This is a genomic window from Bacillus sp. FSL M8-0049 (assembly GCF_038593355.1).
Classification (GTDB): Bacteria; Bacillota; Bacilli; order Bacillales; family Bacillaceae; genus Bacillus; species Bacillus safensis.
In genome coordinates this window covers 311,720-328,846 of the sequence record NZ_CP151986.1, presented here as the reverse complement: position 1 = coordinate 328,846, position 17,127 = coordinate 311,720, and the positions used below count along the sequence as shown (strand labels likewise).

General features: G+C 43.8%; 16 protein-coding genes. 2 read left to right on the top strand and 14 right to left on the bottom strand.

What is annotated here, in order from left to right:
• Positions 1-18 precede the first annotated feature (18 nt).
• The 5 genes from aroD to NSU13_RS01740 form a co-directional block, all read right to left on the bottom strand.
• Positions 19-792, bottom strand: a complete 774-nt coding sequence (aroD, locus tag NSU13_RS01760) for a type I 3-dehydroquinate dehydratase (protein WP_342489783.1) — start codon at positions 790-792, stop codon at positions 19-21.
• Positions 793-801: 9 nt separating this feature from the next.
• A complete protein-coding gene (locus tag NSU13_RS01755) occupies positions 802-2,235 on the bottom strand; it encodes an aldehyde dehydrogenase family protein (protein ID WP_342489782.1) in 1,434 nt (477 codons plus the stop codon).
• Positions 2,232-3,089 carry a citryl-CoA lyase gene (locus NSU13_RS01750; protein WP_101677021.1) on the bottom strand — a complete coding sequence of 286 codons (858 nt, stop codon included), beginning with the start codon at positions 3,087-3,089 and terminating at the stop codon, positions 2,232-2,234. The genes NSU13_RS01755 and NSU13_RS01750 overlap by 4 nt, the downstream gene beginning before the upstream one ends.
• Positions 3,090-3,406: 317 nt before the next feature.
• Positions 3,407-4,228 (bottom strand): ammonia-dependent NAD(+) synthetase, encoded by an 822-nt coding sequence (gene nadE, locus NSU13_RS01745; protein ID WP_342489781.1) that lies wholly within the window; start codon positions 4,226-4,228, stop codon positions 3,407-3,409.
• A 198-nt stretch (positions 4,229-4,426) separates the two neighbouring features.
• A complete protein-coding gene (locus NSU13_RS01740) occupies positions 4,427-5,023 on the bottom strand; it encodes an urea carboxylase-associated family protein (RefSeq protein WP_034283248.1) in 597 nt (198 codons plus the stop codon).
• A gap of 112 nt (positions 5,024-5,135) precedes the next feature.
• On the opposite strand from NSU13_RS01740, the gene NSU13_RS01735 reads away from it, so the two are divergent.
• Positions 5,136-6,452, top strand: a complete 1,317-nt coding sequence (locus NSU13_RS01735; protein WP_034283246.1) for an amino acid permease — start codon at positions 5,136-5,138, stop codon at positions 6,450-6,452.
• Here NSU13_RS01735 and NSU13_RS01730 read toward each other — a convergent pair.
• From NSU13_RS01730 to NSU13_RS01700, 7 genes are all read right to left on the bottom strand, one after another.
• Complete coding sequence (locus tag NSU13_RS01730) at positions 6,447-7,205, bottom strand: YqcI/YcgG family protein (RefSeq protein ID WP_098677409.1); 759 nt, start codon at positions 7,203-7,205, stop codon at positions 6,447-6,449. The two genes, NSU13_RS01735 and NSU13_RS01730, sit on opposite strands and share 6 nt — an antisense overlap.
• Positions 7,206-7,396: 191 nt before the next feature.
• Positions 7,397-7,780, bottom strand: a complete 384-nt coding sequence (locus tag NSU13_RS01725) for a UPF0715 family protein (RefSeq protein ID WP_252050056.1) — start codon at positions 7,778-7,780, stop codon at positions 7,397-7,399.
• A gap of 306 nt (positions 7,781-8,086) precedes the next feature.
• Positions 8,087-8,716 carry a LysE family translocator gene (locus NSU13_RS01720; protein ID WP_342489780.1) on the bottom strand — a complete coding sequence of 210 codons (630 nt, stop codon included), beginning with the start codon at positions 8,714-8,716 and terminating at the stop codon, positions 8,087-8,089.
• A gap of 92 nt (positions 8,717-8,808) precedes the next feature.
• Entirely contained in the window at positions 8,809-9,999 is a 1,191-nt protein-coding gene (locus tag NSU13_RS01715) for an MFS transporter (RefSeq protein WP_034283239.1), read from the bottom strand.
• A gap of 54 nt (positions 10,000-10,053) precedes the next feature.
• On the bottom strand, positions 10,054-11,100 hold the full coding sequence (locus NSU13_RS01710) for a Gfo/Idh/MocA family oxidoreductase (RefSeq protein ID WP_342489779.1): 1,047 nt from the start codon (positions 11,098-11,100) through the stop codon (positions 10,054-10,056).
• Positions 11,097-11,963 (bottom strand): HAD-IIB family hydrolase, encoded by an 867-nt coding sequence (locus NSU13_RS01705; protein ID WP_342489778.1) that lies wholly within the window; start codon positions 11,961-11,963, stop codon positions 11,097-11,099. Before NSU13_RS01705 ends, NSU13_RS01710 begins: the two co-directional genes overlap by 4 nt.
• Positions 11,938-13,263: a DegT/DnrJ/EryC1/StrS family aminotransferase gene (locus tag NSU13_RS01700; protein ID WP_034283237.1), complete on the bottom strand. Its 1,326-nt coding sequence runs from the start codon at positions 13,261-13,263 to the stop codon at positions 11,938-11,940. Before NSU13_RS01700 ends, NSU13_RS01705 begins: the two co-directional genes overlap by 26 nt.
• 109 nt (positions 13,264-13,372) lie before the next feature.
• Here NSU13_RS01700 and NSU13_RS01695 point away from each other — a divergent pair, with 109 nt between their 5' ends.
• Positions 13,373-14,362, top strand: a complete 990-nt coding sequence (locus NSU13_RS01695; protein WP_034283236.1) for a LacI family DNA-binding transcriptional regulator — start codon at positions 13,373-13,375, stop codon at positions 14,360-14,362.
• A 44-nt stretch (positions 14,363-14,406) separates the two neighbouring features.
• Here the strand turns inward: NSU13_RS01695 and NSU13_RS01690 are convergent, their stop codons facing one another.
• On the bottom strand, positions 14,407-16,029 hold the full coding sequence (locus tag NSU13_RS01690; RefSeq protein WP_041116558.1) for an L-lactate permease: 1,623 nt from the start codon (positions 16,027-16,029) through the stop codon (positions 14,407-14,409).
• Positions 16,030-16,072: 43 nt separating this feature from the next.
• Positions 16,073-17,020 (bottom strand): L-lactate dehydrogenase, encoded by a 948-nt coding sequence (locus tag NSU13_RS01685; RefSeq protein WP_070326655.1) that lies wholly within the window; start codon positions 17,018-17,020, stop codon positions 16,073-16,075.
• Between the last annotated feature and the right edge of the window lie 107 nt (positions 17,021-17,127).

Sequence of the window (17,127 nt, the reverse complement as noted above, 5' to 3'; positions counted from 1 at the left end):
CAGCTATGAATCTGCTACTCACTTATTCTTTGAAAACACAATAGATAGAACATTGTTCAAATCCTGTATCGCCACTTGCCCGGGAGCTGAGCTTTCTTTCCCTACAGCAAAGGTCATGACAGATCCAAAAAGTCCGCCAATCATTCTTGTAAAAGCCCCGTATTCTCCCATTGCCATTGAAATAACGGGAATTGACAGCTGCTTTTTCGCATGGCTGGTCGCTGAGAGCAGTGTTAATGCATCGTCATAGGAATGCGGCATCACTGCGATTTTTGCGATGTCGGCGCCGACTGATTCTGCATTGACGAATAGCTGCACGAGGCGATCTACCTCAGGGGTACACTCGAAATCGTGATACGACACAATCAAGGTGACCCCATTTCTTTTAGCCGCCTGACTGACTTGCTGTATATGTGTCACATCATGCATCAATTCATAATCAACGGCGTCCACAAGCTGAGTGGAACAAAGCTCGGCAAGCAGAGAAACCTTCTCAGTTTCTGAGAGTGATATACTTTCGCCGCCCTCCTTTTCAGAGCGAATCGTGAATAAAAATGGGATACCCTTTGCCTTTTCTACCATTCCCTTAAGGGTTTCTATCACTTGTTCCTTGTCATGAAGGTGATGAAAAAAATCCGCCCGCCACTCTATCACATCAGGATTTTTCTCAGTTAACACCTCGACCTCATGAAATAATTCTTCCTTTGTTTGTCCGATGAGCGGCGTACAAATCATTGGCTGACCGCCTGCCTGCACACTTTTTACCTTTTGCTGAAATGCATTCACATCCATACGCCCCTTTCACAGACCCTGTGGAAGCACGACCATTTTGGTTTCGGTCATCTCCTCAATGGCGAAACGCGGACCTTCTCTTCCAAGGCCACTTCGCTTAATCCCGCCATAAGGCCAATGATCCAGTCTAAAATTCGATGTCCCATTGATGACAACCCCGCCAGTTTCAAGCTCTTTTGCTACGTGTAATGCCACATCCAGCTGATTCGTAAAGATCCCTGCCTGCAAACCATATCGACTATCATTTGCTTCTTTAATGGCCTGCTCCAGCTCCTCATAAGGGAGAATGCTGACAACTGGGCCGAACACTTCCTCACAGACGACCTTGGCCTGTTTCGGAGGGTTTAGCAAAATAGCCGGTGTGATGCTCGCTCCATTTCTTTTCCCCCCGCATAAAAGGTGGGCACCCATGCTCTCTGCCTCTTGTATCCATGCCTCAACACGCCGCGCGGCCTGGACATCAACCATACAGCCGATATCACTCTCACTGGACAGCGGATCTCCAACGACAAGCTGCTCTACTTTTTGTTTTAATACCTCAGTAAACGACGGCATCATTTCCTGATGGACATAAATTCTTTGAACAGAAATACAGCTTTGACCGGAATTACTAAAGCCTGTTTTGGCACACATGGATGCAGCTTGTTCAATATCTGCATCGTGATGAACAATCGTCGCGCCATTCCCTCCGAGTTCGAGCAGTACCTTTTTCAATCCCGCAGAGGTTGTAATGTGTTCGCCTCCGGCAGCCCCGCCGGTAAAAGAGATGAGATTCGTTCTTTCATCAGTGACTAACTGTTTCCCGGCCTCGACCCCGCCAATCACAAGCTGCAAACCAGCCTCAGGAAATCCTGCTTCGAGAAGGAGTTTGGCAAACGCTGTGGCAACAGCTGATGTTTGCGGTGCGGGCTTCAAAATGATGACATTCCCTCCCGCAAAGGCCGGACCGACTTTGTGACAAATTAAGTTGAGCGGTGCATTAAAAGGGGTAATCGCCAGCACAACTCCGACTGGCACTTTAAATGTCATGGCCATTGCTCCCTGTCCGCGTGATGATACATTGCCAGGAATGGTCTCACCTATTAATCGATTCGCTTCTTCCGCCGACTGTGCCAGTGTCTCGATTGATCGCGAAACTTCATCTCTTGTATTTTTAAGCGGTTTGCCTAATTCTAGCGAAATCAGTTTTGCAAAATGGTCTTTTTGTTCTTCAAGCAAGGCGGCTGCTTTTGTTAGAAGCTTTGAGCGTTCGATTGCCGATATTCCCGCTATTTGTTTTTTAGCCTGCTGCGCAATAGAAAGTGCCTGTTCTATGTCCTCTGATGAGGCGAGATAAGATGTACCGATCCTTTCTCCTGAGTAAGGATTGATGATATCTGTTTTCACACGACCGGTATCCAGCCACTCGCCGTTTATATATGACAACGCTTTTAAACCACTCAAATTTTTTCTCCCTCCTTCAAGTGCCGCGTTCCATGTCCTGCATAACGAACCAATCTTTCTTCATTCGGACAAGGTCCTTTCACGAGGGCTCCCTTTGTGAGCTCCTCATATGCATGCGCCACGATGCCCATTCCTCTGGATAAGGAAAAAATGCCTTTTGCTGCTTCTGCTGGAATGTTTAATTCACATTGGATGGCAGCAGATACACCATCTATATTCATCGTGATTTTCTTCCCTTTCAGTTGTTCAAGCTCATGTCTAATCGCTTCGGCCAACCGTAAATATGTGCCGCTGATAAGACCTTGCTGGACATATGTGTGACTCAGGTCATATAGACGTCTCACCCTCGGATCATCATCATGAAGCTGATGGCCGATTCCCGGAATTTTTTCCTTGCGATTTAACCATGTTTGACACACTTGCTTTGCCGCAGCCTGTATATCCTTTTGATCATCGTAGACCGCTTTGGCCTCGTATAACATACGCATGGCCTTCTCTCCGGCTCCGCCATGAATGTCACCTAATAGATTCACCCCTGTTGCAACAGAGGAATTAAACGAAATGCCGCAAGTCACCGCCATTCTAGCTGCTGCAATAGATGGCGCTCTTGGTCCATGGTCCGCACCTGCGACAAGAACACTTTCAAAAAGAGCTGCTTTTGAATCATCCAATAATTCACCAACAAGCAGTAAATAGAGCATTTGTGGATACGACAATTCACCAATCAGTTCTTCAATCGGATACCCTCGTAGTTCAATTGAATTTTTTTGAATATGACTAATCTCAGTCTCCCACCATGCGCCTCCCTCTTTGTAAATTTCCAGTGCACTTCGATTTTTCATTGTGTGAATCATTCCTTTAGCTTCTTATTTGGAGGTGAATCACCCCTTTATTCCATTCAGTGGAATCTAATTTCACTTTTCGGAATGTGGTTTCATTGTAAGCGCATTCTTTTTGTTCGTCAATTATTTTTTCTGAAAATACTGTCAATAGAAGTGAAATTAAGTGAATCGAACTAATTATGTCTGCTTTTTTTGATCAAAAAAATCGATATTTAGTTAAATGGACTTAAGTATATCGTTCTACTAATTTAATGAATTTTTGGTTATTTTGTCAAATCCACTTGAAATTCGACATAAAAAAACCTCTCCATCATCGGAGAGGTTTCTTTTTATTTCCACCAGTCATCAAACATGGAAGCGGGTACTTGGCGTTTATGCTCTGATTGAACATAACGCTTTTCAATCGCTTCTGCTGCTTGACCTGAGACTGGTTTTCCTTCTAAGTAATCATCAATTTCATTGTACGTAATGCCGAGTTCTGTTTCATCCGTTTGCTGAGGTTTATCATCCAGCAGATCGGCTGTTGGTTTCTTTAAATACAGGCGTTCCGGTGCTTCTAGCGCTTCTAAAAGCGCCCGTCCTTGGCGTTTTGTCAAACCTGTGAGCGGGAGAACATCTGCACCGCCATCACCATACTTCGTGAAGAAGCCGGTTACTGCTTCAGCTGCATGATCTGTACCGATGACAAGCAATCCTTCCTCACCACCGACAGCATATTGCGCGATCATTCTCATGCGAGCTTTGACATTTCCTTTATTAAAGTCAGACAATGGGCCGCCCGTTTCCTTTTGATATTGATCACTGAATGCTGACACGGCAGGTGCAATATCATATTTCCACGACTTGTCTGGCTGAATAAATGATAGGGCGAGCTGTGCATCATCTTCATCCTGCTGGACACCATGCGGAAGGCGTACCGCAATAAAGACCGCATCCTCTTTTCCTTCTTGACGAAGCTCACTGACAGCAAGCTGTGCAAGACGTCCGGCAAGAGTTGAATCCTGCCCGCCGCTAATACCGAGAACAAATCCTTTTGCCCCGGTTTTTTTCAAGTACTCTTTTAGAAATCCAACCCGTTTTTCGATCTCCTGCTTTGGGTCAATTGAGGGCTGCACATGCAACTCTTGGCTGATCTTTTTCTGCAAACTCATACACTTTTCCTCCTAAGCATCCTCTACATGAAGAGAACAGGTTTTACTCACAATTCATTGATTTAATAACGTTTTTTGAATCTTCATTATACCATGTTTTCATCAAGAACATTTTGTTAGACGTTCCCCTATTTCTTAGATAATCAAACATTCACAAGTGAAAAAGACCATGTCTTTTTTGACTGGTCCTTTTCTTTTTTAATCGATTTCTACCCGTATGGATGTACAGCTTGATCCATTACACTTCCCAATATCAGCAGGACATGCAGACACGGCCACAATGAGGTCCATTTCAGCCCGCAGGCGAATGTAGTCACCGGGCAGCGATTTTGGCAGCTCGACAGACAGCTTTCCTTTTTCATCAATGACTGTATTCATAAAGGCATTAAAAGGATAGTACATATCCTCCTTTGGAATCCCAAAGGGCTCAAAGGCAGTCCGCAAATTGTCGTAGCATGTATGCATGACCTCTAAGTGCGTCCGGCCGTATAAAAGCTGATACATCTCTTGCCGGCAGGCGGGCATGTATAAATCATGGCATTCTACTGTATCTTCAATGATCGTAAACATCGGTTTATATAAATTAGAATAAAGCTTATCGCCTTTTTTCACTTTAGACGAGAACAAACTGTCCATCGTCGCACCTTGGTCAAATTTTTCATAAAAATCTTTTTCATGATAGGCCATCACATCTGCTACTTGCTGGCCTTCGACATCAACCACTCGCATACATTGGCCTTTTCCTAAACGAAAGCCGAGTCTACCCTTTGGTAAAATGACGTGTTCTCCGTTCATCACATGCACTCCTTTCCATGACAGTATGCCCAAAATGTCCCCTTGATCATGTATAAAAAAAAGACGCGGTCACAAGCTAATGTCATTGAAATAGAAAGGTGTTGCACTTGCATTGAAAGAAGAACAATCTTTATCTTGGTGGCAGCTTTCTCTCATCGGAGTCGGCTGTACAATTGGCACTGGGTTCTTCCTTGGTTCCAGCATCGCCATTACAAAATCCGGTTATTCCGTCTGCATCTCTTTTTTGCTTGCTGCAGTCGGAACATATCTCGTCTTTAAACATTTAGCTGCGATGACAGCTGATAATCCTGATAAAGGGTCATTTTGTTCCTATGCTCGTAAAGCATACGGACGCTGGGCAGGGTTTAGCAATGGCTGGGTGTATTGGTTTGCAGAAATGCTGATTACAGGAAGTCAGTTAACCGCCATTTCTCTGTTTACCCGCCACTGGTTTCCTTCTGTTCCGCTTTGGGTGTTTTCTGCGATTTATTCCGCTCTTGCCCTGCTCGTGATTATCATTGGGCTTTCTTCTTTTCAAAAGACAGAAAATGTTCTTGCGGTACTGAAGACAGCGGCGATTTTTCTGTTTATGATTCTTGCGGTGCTTGTATTATTCGGCATTTTGACAGAACATAAACCGACCCTTCATCTGCCTAACAAGGATCACGAATGGATGCCTCTTGGTCCGCTTGGTCTTTGGAATGGATTGATTTACGCATTTTATGCATTTGGGGGAATTGAAGTCATGGGGCTGATGGCGGTTCATTTAAAGGACCCGAAGGATGCGGCAAAAGCTGGACGTGTCATGCTGATCATTCTAGCAGTCATCTATATCGTCTCAATCGGACTTGCTCTCTTGCTTGTCCCAGTGACAGCCTTTAATGAGAACAGCAGTCCATTTATTACTTCATTAGAACCGTTTCATTTATCGATCTTTCTTCATATCTTTAATGGCATTTTCATTATTGCTGGTTTTTCGACACTGGTTGCCTCTCTCTATGCGGTCACAACGCTGCTCGGCACAATGTCAGAGCATCAAGATGCACCTGCTTGTTTTAAACAAAAAGATCCATCGCATGTGAGATGGTCTTCGATTATCTTAACTGCTGCTGGCTTAATTGTCTCGATTTTGCTTGCACTCTTTTTGTCCAAACACATCTACGAGCATCTCACAACAGCAGCCGGTCTTACCCTGCTGTACACATGGATTTTTATTCTGTTCTCAAGTAAAAAGCTATCCAAGCCATCCACCCGCCAAACGTGCGAAATGATTCTTGCGCTGCTCTTAATTGGAGCCGCTGTATCAGGCACATTAACGGAGGCAAGCGGACGACCTGGCTTTTTTATCAGCCTTGGGATCATTGCAGTGATTGCCATCATGGTGCTATTTATGAGGAAAAAGTGGAAGCAGGATCAGACCGCATCATAATTTCATCATGTTTTTTAATGCAGTAAATGGACATTTGGCGGAGGCTGGTTTCTCCGCCTCTTCATCTGGGAGAAAGTATTGCTTCCATTCATGATTGGTCGGATCCCCGTACCATTTTAATGATGGATGAACACTGACCTCATCATATGCTTTGAGCCGCTTGCGAACGAGCTGGCTCATTTTTTGTCCAAACTTGGTCGATCCATTCATTTTCTCAAACACCCACCTAGGCTGAAATGCCATCAAGAGATAAGGGAAGTGGCGGCTTTTTCTGAGCTTATGAGCAGGTGTGGAACACAAAATAAAATACGCCTCACCATGGAAGCAATACTCCCACTCATGATGATGAGTATCTAACGGGATCTCCTCAGGCCACGGTTCTTCATCTTTATGATGCAGCCGCTTAAGCAGCGACCAAAACTGCTGCTCAAACTCTTCAAGCGAACTTTCCTGTAAGTCCTGCGGTGTTTCAAAAAAACAGATAAATGAAGCATATTGACCGGTTTCTTTCGCACAGCCTTGATATTCTCTCAGCAGCTGGGCTAATTCATCAACCGCTTCCTCTTTCCTAGGGTCACCGACAAACCCATAGCGTAAATGATCGAGAAAAAATCCCTGTCTTCCGGGTACACATGGGAATGTATCGGCTTCATCTCCTACCATCTTGCCAAATTGTGTGAAAGCATCCTGCTTCCATTCTTCTAGTGATCGTAGATTTTGATCAAGGCAACTTTTTGCATACAGCTGGGCCATTTCTTTACACCTCGTTTTAGCGTCTTCTCCATAGCCTATGAGGTGCAAATGGCTGTGGTGACTGTCCTTCCACGACTTTCCTAGCGCATGACAAAATGGGGTTTCCATTCAAATTGAGCAGGTATTTGTTTCTTTTATTCTATTATGTATGATCAGACTAGTGTAAGTTAATAGAGAGCCTTTCGTCATACCTACGATCGATTATTCATCAAAAAAACGGAATCCAGCACCCAATAAATAAGGGCTGCGCAGAAGCTAAACAGATAGACTTTATAGCTCATGAACACAACAAGCCCATAATCAATCCATAAAGCCAAAGCCGAACAAACCAGCCATGCTGCAATAAAATAAATCAGTAAGTCACGGCTTCGAAACCTCTTAGGATGCCGGTGTAAAACAAACTGAATCGGTGCAGCAAAAATGACATAAGCGGACAAAATGAACAGACTGGTCATCTCCACATAACTAAAGCCCACTTCAGGCGGCATGAATAAAAACGTATAAACGAATGTTGCTGTGATGACTGATAAAATCAACATACACACATAGTTGAATACTGGCAAAAATATACGCATAGCAGAAGCTCCTTCAAACCATTTAATATTCCACCATTATTCAAGAATGTGTTATGTCTGTCAAACCTTACAAAAAAACAGACTGAATGTGTCAGTCTGCTTCAGATTATTGACAAAGGGCTAAAATGATCTTTATTTTAGCCCTTTGTCTTCTATTCAGCGTGATAGAAAACCTTTGCAGTCTAGGAAGGGCGAGCATCGGAGCAGAGCGAATTTGACATTCGTGAGCACCGGAGCGCAGACCTGACAAAGAATGCGAGGGTTTGTCTACACGCTGAAACAGACTGAATGTGTCAGTCTGTTTTTCTACCCAATCAACGCCATGATCCCCTGATACCCAAAATAGGCGCCGAAACCAAGTAAAGATAGACCTGCAAGAACGGATAAGCCATGTAAAACACGTTCACTTAAATAACGCCTAAACGAACTAGCAAGCAGCGCCATACTGAAATCCCAGATCAGCATGCCGATAAAAATAGCCATACTGTACATGAGCATTTGGGAAGCTCCATACTTTTCGATCGTATTGGCTAAGATGCTGCCATAGATGCCAAGCCAAAACAAAATACTGAGCGGATTAGAAAGAGAAATGAAAAATCCGGTCATAAACGATTTGCCAATTGATGTGTTTTCGCTGTCTTTTTTCGGACTCTCCTGCAAATTGATTTTACGCAGACTTTCAATGCCGGTATAGGTCAAAACGAAAAAGCCGAACAGCCACAAAAAGGTTTTTACAAGAGGTGCAGTCAAAAGCTGGGCGACACCCAAATAGATGAGAAGCATATAGACAATATCCGCAGCCATAGCCCCTACACCAAAAATCCACGCATGCCAAAATCCACTTTTAATCCCTCTGTCGATTTGGGCTGCATTGACTGGCCCAACAGGCGCTGAAAGTGACAACCCTAAAAAGATATAACCAAAAAACACCGCCACATAGACGTCCTCCTTTTGATGCTGACTTGTACATGTTATTCAAACTTTCTGCGTTTTAGTACAAGTCCTTTGTCATCATTTCAGGCGGATGCTTAGCGGTCTGCTTTCAGTGCCGACTGCTGCGCGTGTATTGTTTCTTTTTTCTTAGAACGATTCATTTGAATCGCAGCTGCAAACAGAAGAACAGCTAAGAAGGCAAATACAAAGACGGCACTTGCCGCTCCTGCCCATTCCAGACTAAATCCAATCAAAAAGGACAAGCAGGCTCCGCCTAAGCTTGCGGCTGCAATAAAATAACTCGTCGCCTCATCGATGGCATTTTCAATCATTAAGGCAGATGCTGTCAGTGCGATTGGGAACATGCCCGCTGCGCAAAGGCCGATGAAAAAGATGAGAATCAGCTGCGCGGTGATGTGGGTTGTCAGAGCGAATATCACAAGCAGCAGAATCATCAGAGATGCGCTTAGCTTTAAAAAACGCAGCGGATGCAGCTGATCGGCTTTTCTCGCAATTACGGTTCTGCCAATGACGATCGCTGTCCAGAAAGTAGAGACCGCAAAGAGGCCCCAATTTTCTCCCCCTTTTTCCAGCATGATCGACGGCAAAAAGTTCGCAAAGTTCGTTTCAATCCCTGCGTAGAAAAAGGCAAAGCAAATCATGATCACCACAATCATTCGATTATTTCGATCAACAAGCAAGGACGGTTTCCTCGTCCCTTCTGTGGAAGGAGCATCCATCTGTCCGTGAGGCAGTTTGTTCATAAAAACAAGCCAAAGCATAAGGAAAAATGTCAGCGCACCCACCTGAAATAAAAACACATACTGCCATGTCTGTTCTGTGACAGTCAGCAGAATCACTAGCGGGAATAACAGCGCACCTAATCCAAAAAAGACCTCCATGATACTGATTCGCTTTGCACTATTTGCCATCGAAATGACATATGCACCAGCTGTTGTCTCAAGACTGCCTGCGCCGCTCCCAAGAAAAAAACCTGCCAGCACAAGCGTTGTCCAGCCTGGCACCAATAGCCCCAGCAGAAGTGAGCCGATCATCAGCAAAAGACCCATGGTCAGCACAGCGCCATAGCCTTTTTTTCTCACTAGAATGGGGGATAACAGAACGCCTGTCAAAAAACCAATAAACTGAAAAAAAATTAAAGATGATAATTCCCCGGGGCCTTTATCGTAACTCGACAGCAAATAAGGCGTTAAGCTGCCAAAAAACACATGAATGGTCCCAATAAAAAAATAAAAGACACAGCCAAAATAAAATACCTTTTTCATCTTTTCACTTCCTCTAAAAAGGAGCGGAGTCATCACATCCTCCGCTCCACCTCTTTAATATGCCTGGGCAGAGACGACTGCCTCTTCCCTCTCAAAGCATGTATTGAGCGCAGCCTGCGCGCGATAACCATCTTCAAAATCAGCGACCTTCATATGAGATGGGTATGGATCAGTATTCACCCAATGCATCAGCTGATCGCGGAATGTATCGGACCATCCGTAAAATTCATTTGGCGGATCTGTCAGCAAAGTTTGCGGCATTTGATGACGCTCCACACACAATCCATCACTGATCTCATATTCGTTTTTCATGTTCGTATGGTATTTGAATACCTTGTCATGTCCAACGACTTCTACACTAAATCCACATTCCTCAGGCTGCGTGCTTTTGGATGTCACCAAATGAAAGAACACTTGATTCTCCATCTGCCCGAAAATTTCGGTATGATCATCCACCTGAACCTTTTTCTCTTCTTTTTCCTTTACATGTGTCAGCATCTTGGTGTTAAGTGATTCTTTCTTCATTTCACTGCCAAATAAGTACCACAGCATATCAATCAAATGAATGCCAAGATCCCCTAGTGCACCGCTCGTACGCAGACTTTCGCCGCTGTCTCTCCATGAAAATGTCTTTCTTCTGAGGGCACTGTTTTTCTTAAAATGAGTTCTAACGGTCAAAATGCGTCCTAATTCACCGTTAGCAATCAAGTTTTTCAATATATTCACAAAGGATAAATAACGATAGTTAAAGCCCATACTGGCTTGAACTTGGAACTGTTTGGCTGTCTCCACCATTACCTTCGCTTCCTTCAGCGACACAGCCATCGGTTTTTCACATAAAATCGGCTGTCCTGCTCTTAGCGACTGAAGGGCATGGTCCTTGTGACAAAAATTAGGAGAAGCAATGATCAACCCATCAGATGCATCTGCCAGTGTCTCGATACTTGAATACACACGTCCGCCGTACTGTTTAATGAATCCCTGTGCGACCGACTCATGCAAATCATAGACACCGGATAATTCTGCACCTTTGATCGTTGATAATGCTTTTGCATGTGCTTTTGCAATATTCCCTGCTCCAACAATTCCAATTTTCTTCATGAATGTGCCTCCTCATGTTTATACATCACTGTTTTCAGTGTTTCATAGATTCCTTTTGCATACCCATGATGACAAATTTGGTGATGGTGCCGTTTGGCTTCGGCTGTCGCATTTTGGACAAGGAAACCGTGTGTGACGGATTGAAGCATCCGCAAATCGTTTCCGCTATCACCAAAGGCAAAGCCTTGATCTTTTGATAAATCATATTGGTTCAGCATAAAGCGGACAATTTCATCCTTCCCCGTTCCGACTGGTAAAAAATCGACATCATAGCAATCCGCAGGATCTCCTGCAAGCGGGTTGCATTTGTTGATGTTGACCGCCACGCCTCGCTCTTTAGCCAGTGTTTGGATAAATGATAGATGATGAAGATCCGTCCGCTCATCCTGCTCCTGATAATAGAAATTCTTCTTATACCCTGAGCTGCCCAGCTGCGTTTGCGGCCTAAGGGAAATTCCCTTTTCTCGGATAGTTTTCAGGATGTCTTCGATTTTTTCATCTGAAAAGCCCTGCGCATCCAGCCGCTTCATCCACTCTTCATCCGGCTGTCCAAAATGAGCATCCGACGTATATACAATCTCAGTCCCTAAGTTCGACGCAATGAAATGCGGGAATTGATGAAAACCGCCTTTTTCCATTTTGCTCGTGACAGAATCGAGACTGCTTCCCGTCACCCAGCCCAGCAAGAGCTGTCCCGTTTCACTCTTTTCTGCTACAAAGGCTTCCAGCCGCTTGATATCCTCTCTCTGCTCCTCTGTCATTCCGTGAGAATAATACGTTTCATCAAAGTCACAGAAGACGATCCACTGCGGATTCTTCGGCTGATTCAGCAGTTTTTTATTGAATGGAAGACTTGATAACATGTTGAACCCCCTCGATGACCTTCTCCTGATCTTGCAGCGGCATTCCTGGATAAAGCGGCAAGTGAAGTAATTGCTGTGCTGCTTTTTCCGTGTGTGGAAGTGTCGTTTGTCTATATTTTTGAGAAACAAGATTTGTTTGATGCTGATGCGATAGAACCGGGTAATAGACATCTGTCTCTATGCCCATTTCCAGCAATTTCGCTGCCAGTTCATCGCGGTCTCCCTTCAGCACTCTGATCGGGAATAGATGCCAGACATGATCATCCGTCAGCTTCGGAAGCTTCATGTATCCTTCATCCTCAAGCGGTTGCAGCTGGTCAATGTACCGCTTGGCTAAATAAAAACGTTTAAAGTTTTGCAATCCTAAATACTTCATTCGTTCGAGTCCGATCGCTGCCTGCAAATTATCAATTTTGGAATTAAAGCCGTAGTCACTGCGTTTGACATTTTTCTTTCCAGCTTCAAAGCCGTGATAGCTGATCTCCATGCATTTTTCCGCTAGGGCCTCATCATTTGTAGCGATCGCTCCTGCCTTTCCGCAGACTCCAAGGTTTTTGTATGGATTAAAGCTGAGAACAAGTCCATCTCCATAAGCGCCAAGGCCGCTGCTGCCAATCGCTTGACATCCGTCTTCAATGATTTTCAGCCCATGCTGTTTCGCAATCGCCGAAATCTCCTTCATATCCGCTTGCTTTCCATATAAATGAACCGGTAGAATGCATACCGTTTTATCTGTGATATGCTTCTCTATTTCGCTCGGTGAGAGGCAGTAGGTTTCAGGATCAATATCGGCATATACCGGAACAGCCCCAATGGCGAGCACTGCATTTTCTGTTGCAGCAAAGCTGTTGGCCGGCAAAATCACCTCGTCTCCTGGATGGACGCCTGCTGATATGAGACTGATCATCAATGCATCTGTTCCACTTGACGTGGCAATGACATATTTTTTCCCTAAGTACTCTGCAATCGCCTTTTCAAACGTCGGAATATATGGCCCTGAAGTAAAACGGCCAGAGCTCAATACTTCCTTCAGCACCAGCATAATATCATCGATTTCATCTTCTGAAATCAGTTTGTCAACTGGCAGAAACGGTATCTTTTTTTCCTTATTTTGTTTATAATGGAAGAGAATTTTTTCCAAACCTGTGCGCTCTATATCTTGCTCAAGGAACGTCACCAGCTTTTCATTTGCTAGATGCTTTTCAACTGAATCGGCCTTTACTTGAACACCTTGATTGATCATATCCAGCAAAGGAAGATAATCCTTGCTTTTACCTGATATCTTCGTCAATATTTGCATTCCATTCCCTCCAATTAATCAATTCCTTTTGTTAATATTTAACTTGTTTCACATTGTAAATGATGTTATCGATTTCAGAACAATAACTTTGTGTAAAGGATTTGTTAATATGTGTACAATTTATGAAATTGCCAAACGCTGCGGGGTTTCAACCACCACCGTTTCCAGAGTGCTAAACCATCACCCATATGTGTCAGAAGAAAAGCGGCAGCTCATTTTACAGGTGATGAAAGAAATGGAATATACACCGAGTTCAGCAGCCCGCACACTAAGGTCACATCAGACAAAAACCATTGCTGTGTCTGTTCCAGCTGTGGATCATCCTTTTTTTGCACAATTGATTAAAGGCATTTCAAAAGAAGCCCTTGATCAAGGATATAAAGCCATCGTGCTTCAGACGTTTTATCAAGAAGCATTGGAGCTTGAAGGGCTTCAATTATTAAAAAGAAAAGAAGTAGATGGGGTCATATTGGGGGCATTAGAAAATCAGTGGGAAAAGATCGAGCCATTTTTAACAAACGGCCCCATTGTCATGGCAAATGAATATCATCAAACAGCAAACATCCCGATTATTGGTTACGATGAACGGGAAGCCGCCTATAAAGCGGTGGACTATTTGATTCGGTCGGGGCGAAAATCGATTGGGTTTTGTTTTGATACAGAAAGCAGTGAAGCGCAGAAGCAAAGGAAACAGGGCTATCTTGATGCACTCTCTGCTCACGGTTTGCCGCTTCAAGACGATTGGCTGTTTGGAGAGGCTTTTACCATTGAAGACGGCTTTCGCTTAATGGAGGTCATCCATCACATGAAGGAAGCGCCTGATGCCATTTTCACCGGCAATGATCAAGTCGCAGCAGGACTCATTAAACAGGCCATTTCATATGGCTATCAAATTCCCAAGGATCTAGCGGTCATCGGCTATGACAACCAAGACATATGTGAGGTGACAGCTCCAACGATCACCACGATTGACATACCGATCGTAGAGCTTGGCCAGCGGTCTGTACAGCAAATGATCGCACTCCTGCAAGACCAAAAACCATTGCAGCGTGAACATATCCAGCTGCCTACCCGGCTCGTGACAAGAGAATCTACATAAAGAAAAAGACTGAGATCTCTCTCAGTCTTTTTTAGTCTATCAACCTATACAAATTGAGCAAGAATGAATGTCCATATACATACAATACCGAGCAGAATGAAACTGTACTTCACGGTTTTTTTGAAGAGCTCAGATTCTTTCCCTGTTTCTCCAACAGCTGCTGTAGCGATAGCGATAGATTGTGGAGAAATTAATTTCGCCATCACACCACCGGTCGTATTCGCCCCAATTAACAAACCTGCTTGTGAGCCGATTTGAGAAGCAGTGACCGCTTGAAGGTTACCGAATAAGGCGTTGTTACTCACGACAGATCCCGTAATAAACACGCCGATCCAGCCAAGCACCGGGCTGACAAGCGGGAACAAATCGCCTGTTTTGGCAAGAGCAAGTCCAATGGCTGAACTTAGTCCAGCAAAGTTTGCCAGGTTGGCAAAGCCCATGACAAAACAAATAGTAAGAACAGGAACCCAAAGCTCTTTCACCGCTGCTTTTAAGCAGACAGCGCCTTCTGTTAATGTAATATGTCTGCTAAACAGTCCAGTCAGCATGACCGCAATCAGAATGGCAGTACCCGTTGCACTGATGACATCAATTTTAAAGATCGCATCAATTGGTGTTTCCGTTTGGGCAATTGGTGGTAACTTCACAATTTGCTGATGTAAAAATGGCATTTTCACTAAAATGGTCGTCCAGTTAAGCGGTCCTCCTACAGCAAACAATGCTTTAAATGCCGGCAGACTCCATACTGTAATAACAGCAGTTAAAATATAGAACGGAGACCATGCTTTCAGTATTTCAACGCCGCGATACGTTTGTTTCTGTTCAATATCTGGCGCTCCTTCTTCACGATAAATGTGTTTTGGCTGCCATTTCCGAAGGAATAAAGCTAAAACTCCCATACTTGCCAAGGCAGAAATAATATTGGCAAGCTCAGGTCCCATCGTCACCATTGTGACAGCTTGCAAAATGGCATAGGTTCCACTCACAACCAGCAAGGCTGGCAGCGTTTCTTTGATTCCTTTGAATCCATCTACAATCAGAATGAGGAGGAACGGAATACAGAATGAAATAAACGGGATCGTATATACAAGGGTTTGAGATAACGCAAGCGGCGTCATATTGCCCATTTGCGCCCCTGTAATCACTGGGATGCCCACAGCTCCAAATGCACCAGATGCAGCATTGGCAATTAAGCAGAGCATCGCAGCTTTCAGCGGTTTAAACCCAAGCTCTGTTAAGAGAGCAGCACTGATCGCAATCGGTACACCAAACCCAGCAGCTCCTTCTAAAAATGCATTAAAGCTAAAACCAATTAATAAGAGCTGAAGACGTTGATCTTGAGAGATTCCTGCAATACTAGAACGAATGACATCGAACTTACCAGATTTCACGGCAATTTTATAGAGCCATACCGCCATGATGACGATATATCCAATCGGCCACAGCCCATTAGATATACCGAGCAGCACAGCAGATAATGCTTTTTCAACTGGCATATGAAAGAAGAAAACAGCTGTTACAAAACTGACGATTAAGGTAAAACAAGCGGCTAAAACACCTTTTAGCTTAAAAACGGTTAATGCAAGAAGGAAAAACAAGATTGGGAGCATTGCCACCAATGCACTGACGAATTCATTACCAAACGGATCATATATTTGCTGCCACATAGTGATTCATCCTTTTCTGCTCAGATAGGTTGCTTTTGATTGATTAAAAATGAGGAGCCAAAATCTCTTTCAACACATTCACACTGTGTGCAAATTTTTCTTTCTCCGTGTCGTTCAGTGTGAGCTCCATTACTTCTGTTGCGCCATTTCGATTCACAAGGGCAGGTACACCAATGTAGACATCTTCTGCTCCGTACTCTCCATCTAAGTAAGTGCTGACAGTTAAAATGCTGTTTTCATTGTGCAGGATCGCTCTTGTAATGCGGGCTAAACTCATTGCTACACCGTAATAAGTGGCGCCTTTTTTCTCAATGATTTGGTAAGCGGCATGACGAACATTTTCCATGATTTCATCTAAGTCTTCTTGTTTGTATTGATCATTTCTCTTCATTAATTCTGTAATCGGTACACTTCCAATATTTGCATGACTCCAAACAGCAAGCTCTGTATCTCCATGCTCGCCAATGATGTACGCATGCACGTTGTGTGCCGCTGCGTCAAAGTACTCACTGAGCATGTATCTAAATCTTGCCGTATCAAGCGTCGTACCACTGCCAATCACTCGTTCTTTTGGAAGACCACTGAATTTCCAAGTCGCATATGTCAAAATATCGACTGGGTTTGTGGCCACTAAGAAAATACCGTCGAATCCACTTTTCATCACGTTTTCTACAATGCCTTTAAATATATTTAAATTTTTCTCAACAAGGTCAAGTCTTGTTTCACCTGGCTTTTGGTTTGCACCAGCACAGATACAGACGATATCTGCATCCTTACAATCCTCATAATCTCCATACCATGTATTCACAGGATGCGGCGCAAATGCTTTTCCGTGGTTTAAATCCATCACGTCACCCATTGCTTTGTCTTGATTCAAATCGATGACAACCAATTCATCTGTGATTGCTTGATTTATTAATGTAAAGGCATAACTGCTGCCGACGAAACCTGCTCCAATAAGGGCTACTTTGTTTACTTTTTCGTTTGTCATTTATCTCATCCTCCTGAGTAAAACTAGGCTGTTTTTCTTATGTGAAGTATTTCACATTCTTATTGTGCAACATTTCACAAACTTTTGCAAGGGAGCTGCTCAAAAAA

Bases quoted from the DNA above. Each gene is read 5' to 3' on its own strand.
- aroD (WP_342489783.1), bottom strand. From the start codon at position 792: ATGGATGTGAATGCATTTCAGCAAAAGGTAAAAAGTGTGCAGGCAGGC.
- NSU13_RS01705 (WP_342489778.1), bottom strand. From the start codon at position 11,963: ATGTTATCAAGTCTTCCATTCAATAAAAAACTGCTGAATCAGCCGAAG.
- NSU13_RS01690 (WP_041116558.1), bottom strand. From the start codon at position 16,029: ATGTGGCAGCAAATATATGATCCGTTTGGTAATGAATTCGTCAGTGCA.
- NSU13_RS01730 (WP_098677409.1), bottom strand. From the start codon at position 7,205: ATGGCCCAGCTGTATGCAAAAAGTTGCCTTGATCAAAATCTACGATCA.
- NSU13_RS01715 (WP_034283239.1), bottom strand. From the start codon at position 9,999: ATGAAAAAGGTATTTTATTTTGGCTGTGTCTTTTATTTTTTTATTGGG.
- NSU13_RS01740 (WP_034283248.1), bottom strand. From the start codon at position 5,023: ATGAACGGAGAACACGTCATTTTACCAAAGGGTAGACTCGGCTTTCGT.
- NSU13_RS01685 (WP_070326655.1), bottom strand. From the start codon at position 17,020: ATGACAAACGAAAAAGTAAACAAAGTAGCCCTTATTGGAGCAGGTTTC.
- NSU13_RS01725 (WP_252050056.1), bottom strand. From the start codon at position 7,780: ATGCGTATATTTTTGCCAGTATTCAACTATGTGTGTATGTTGATTTTA.
- NSU13_RS01710 (WP_342489779.1), bottom strand. From the start codon at position 11,100: ATGAAGAAAATTGGAATTGTTGGAGCAGGGAATATTGCAAAAGCACAT.
- NSU13_RS01750 (WP_101677021.1), bottom strand. From the start codon at position 3,089: ATGATTCACACAATGAAAAATCGAAGTGCACTGGAAATTTACAAAGAG.
- NSU13_RS01700 (WP_034283237.1), bottom strand. From the start codon at position 13,263: ATGCAAATATTGACGAAGATATCAGGTAAAAGCAAGGATTATCTTCCT.
- nadE (WP_342489781.1), bottom strand. From the start codon at position 4,228: ATGAGTTTGCAGAAAAAGATCAGCCAAGAGTTGCATGTGCAGCCCTCA.
- NSU13_RS01695 (WP_034283236.1), top strand. From the start codon at position 13,373: ATGTGTACAATTTATGAAATTGCCAAACGCTGCGGGGTTTCAACCACC.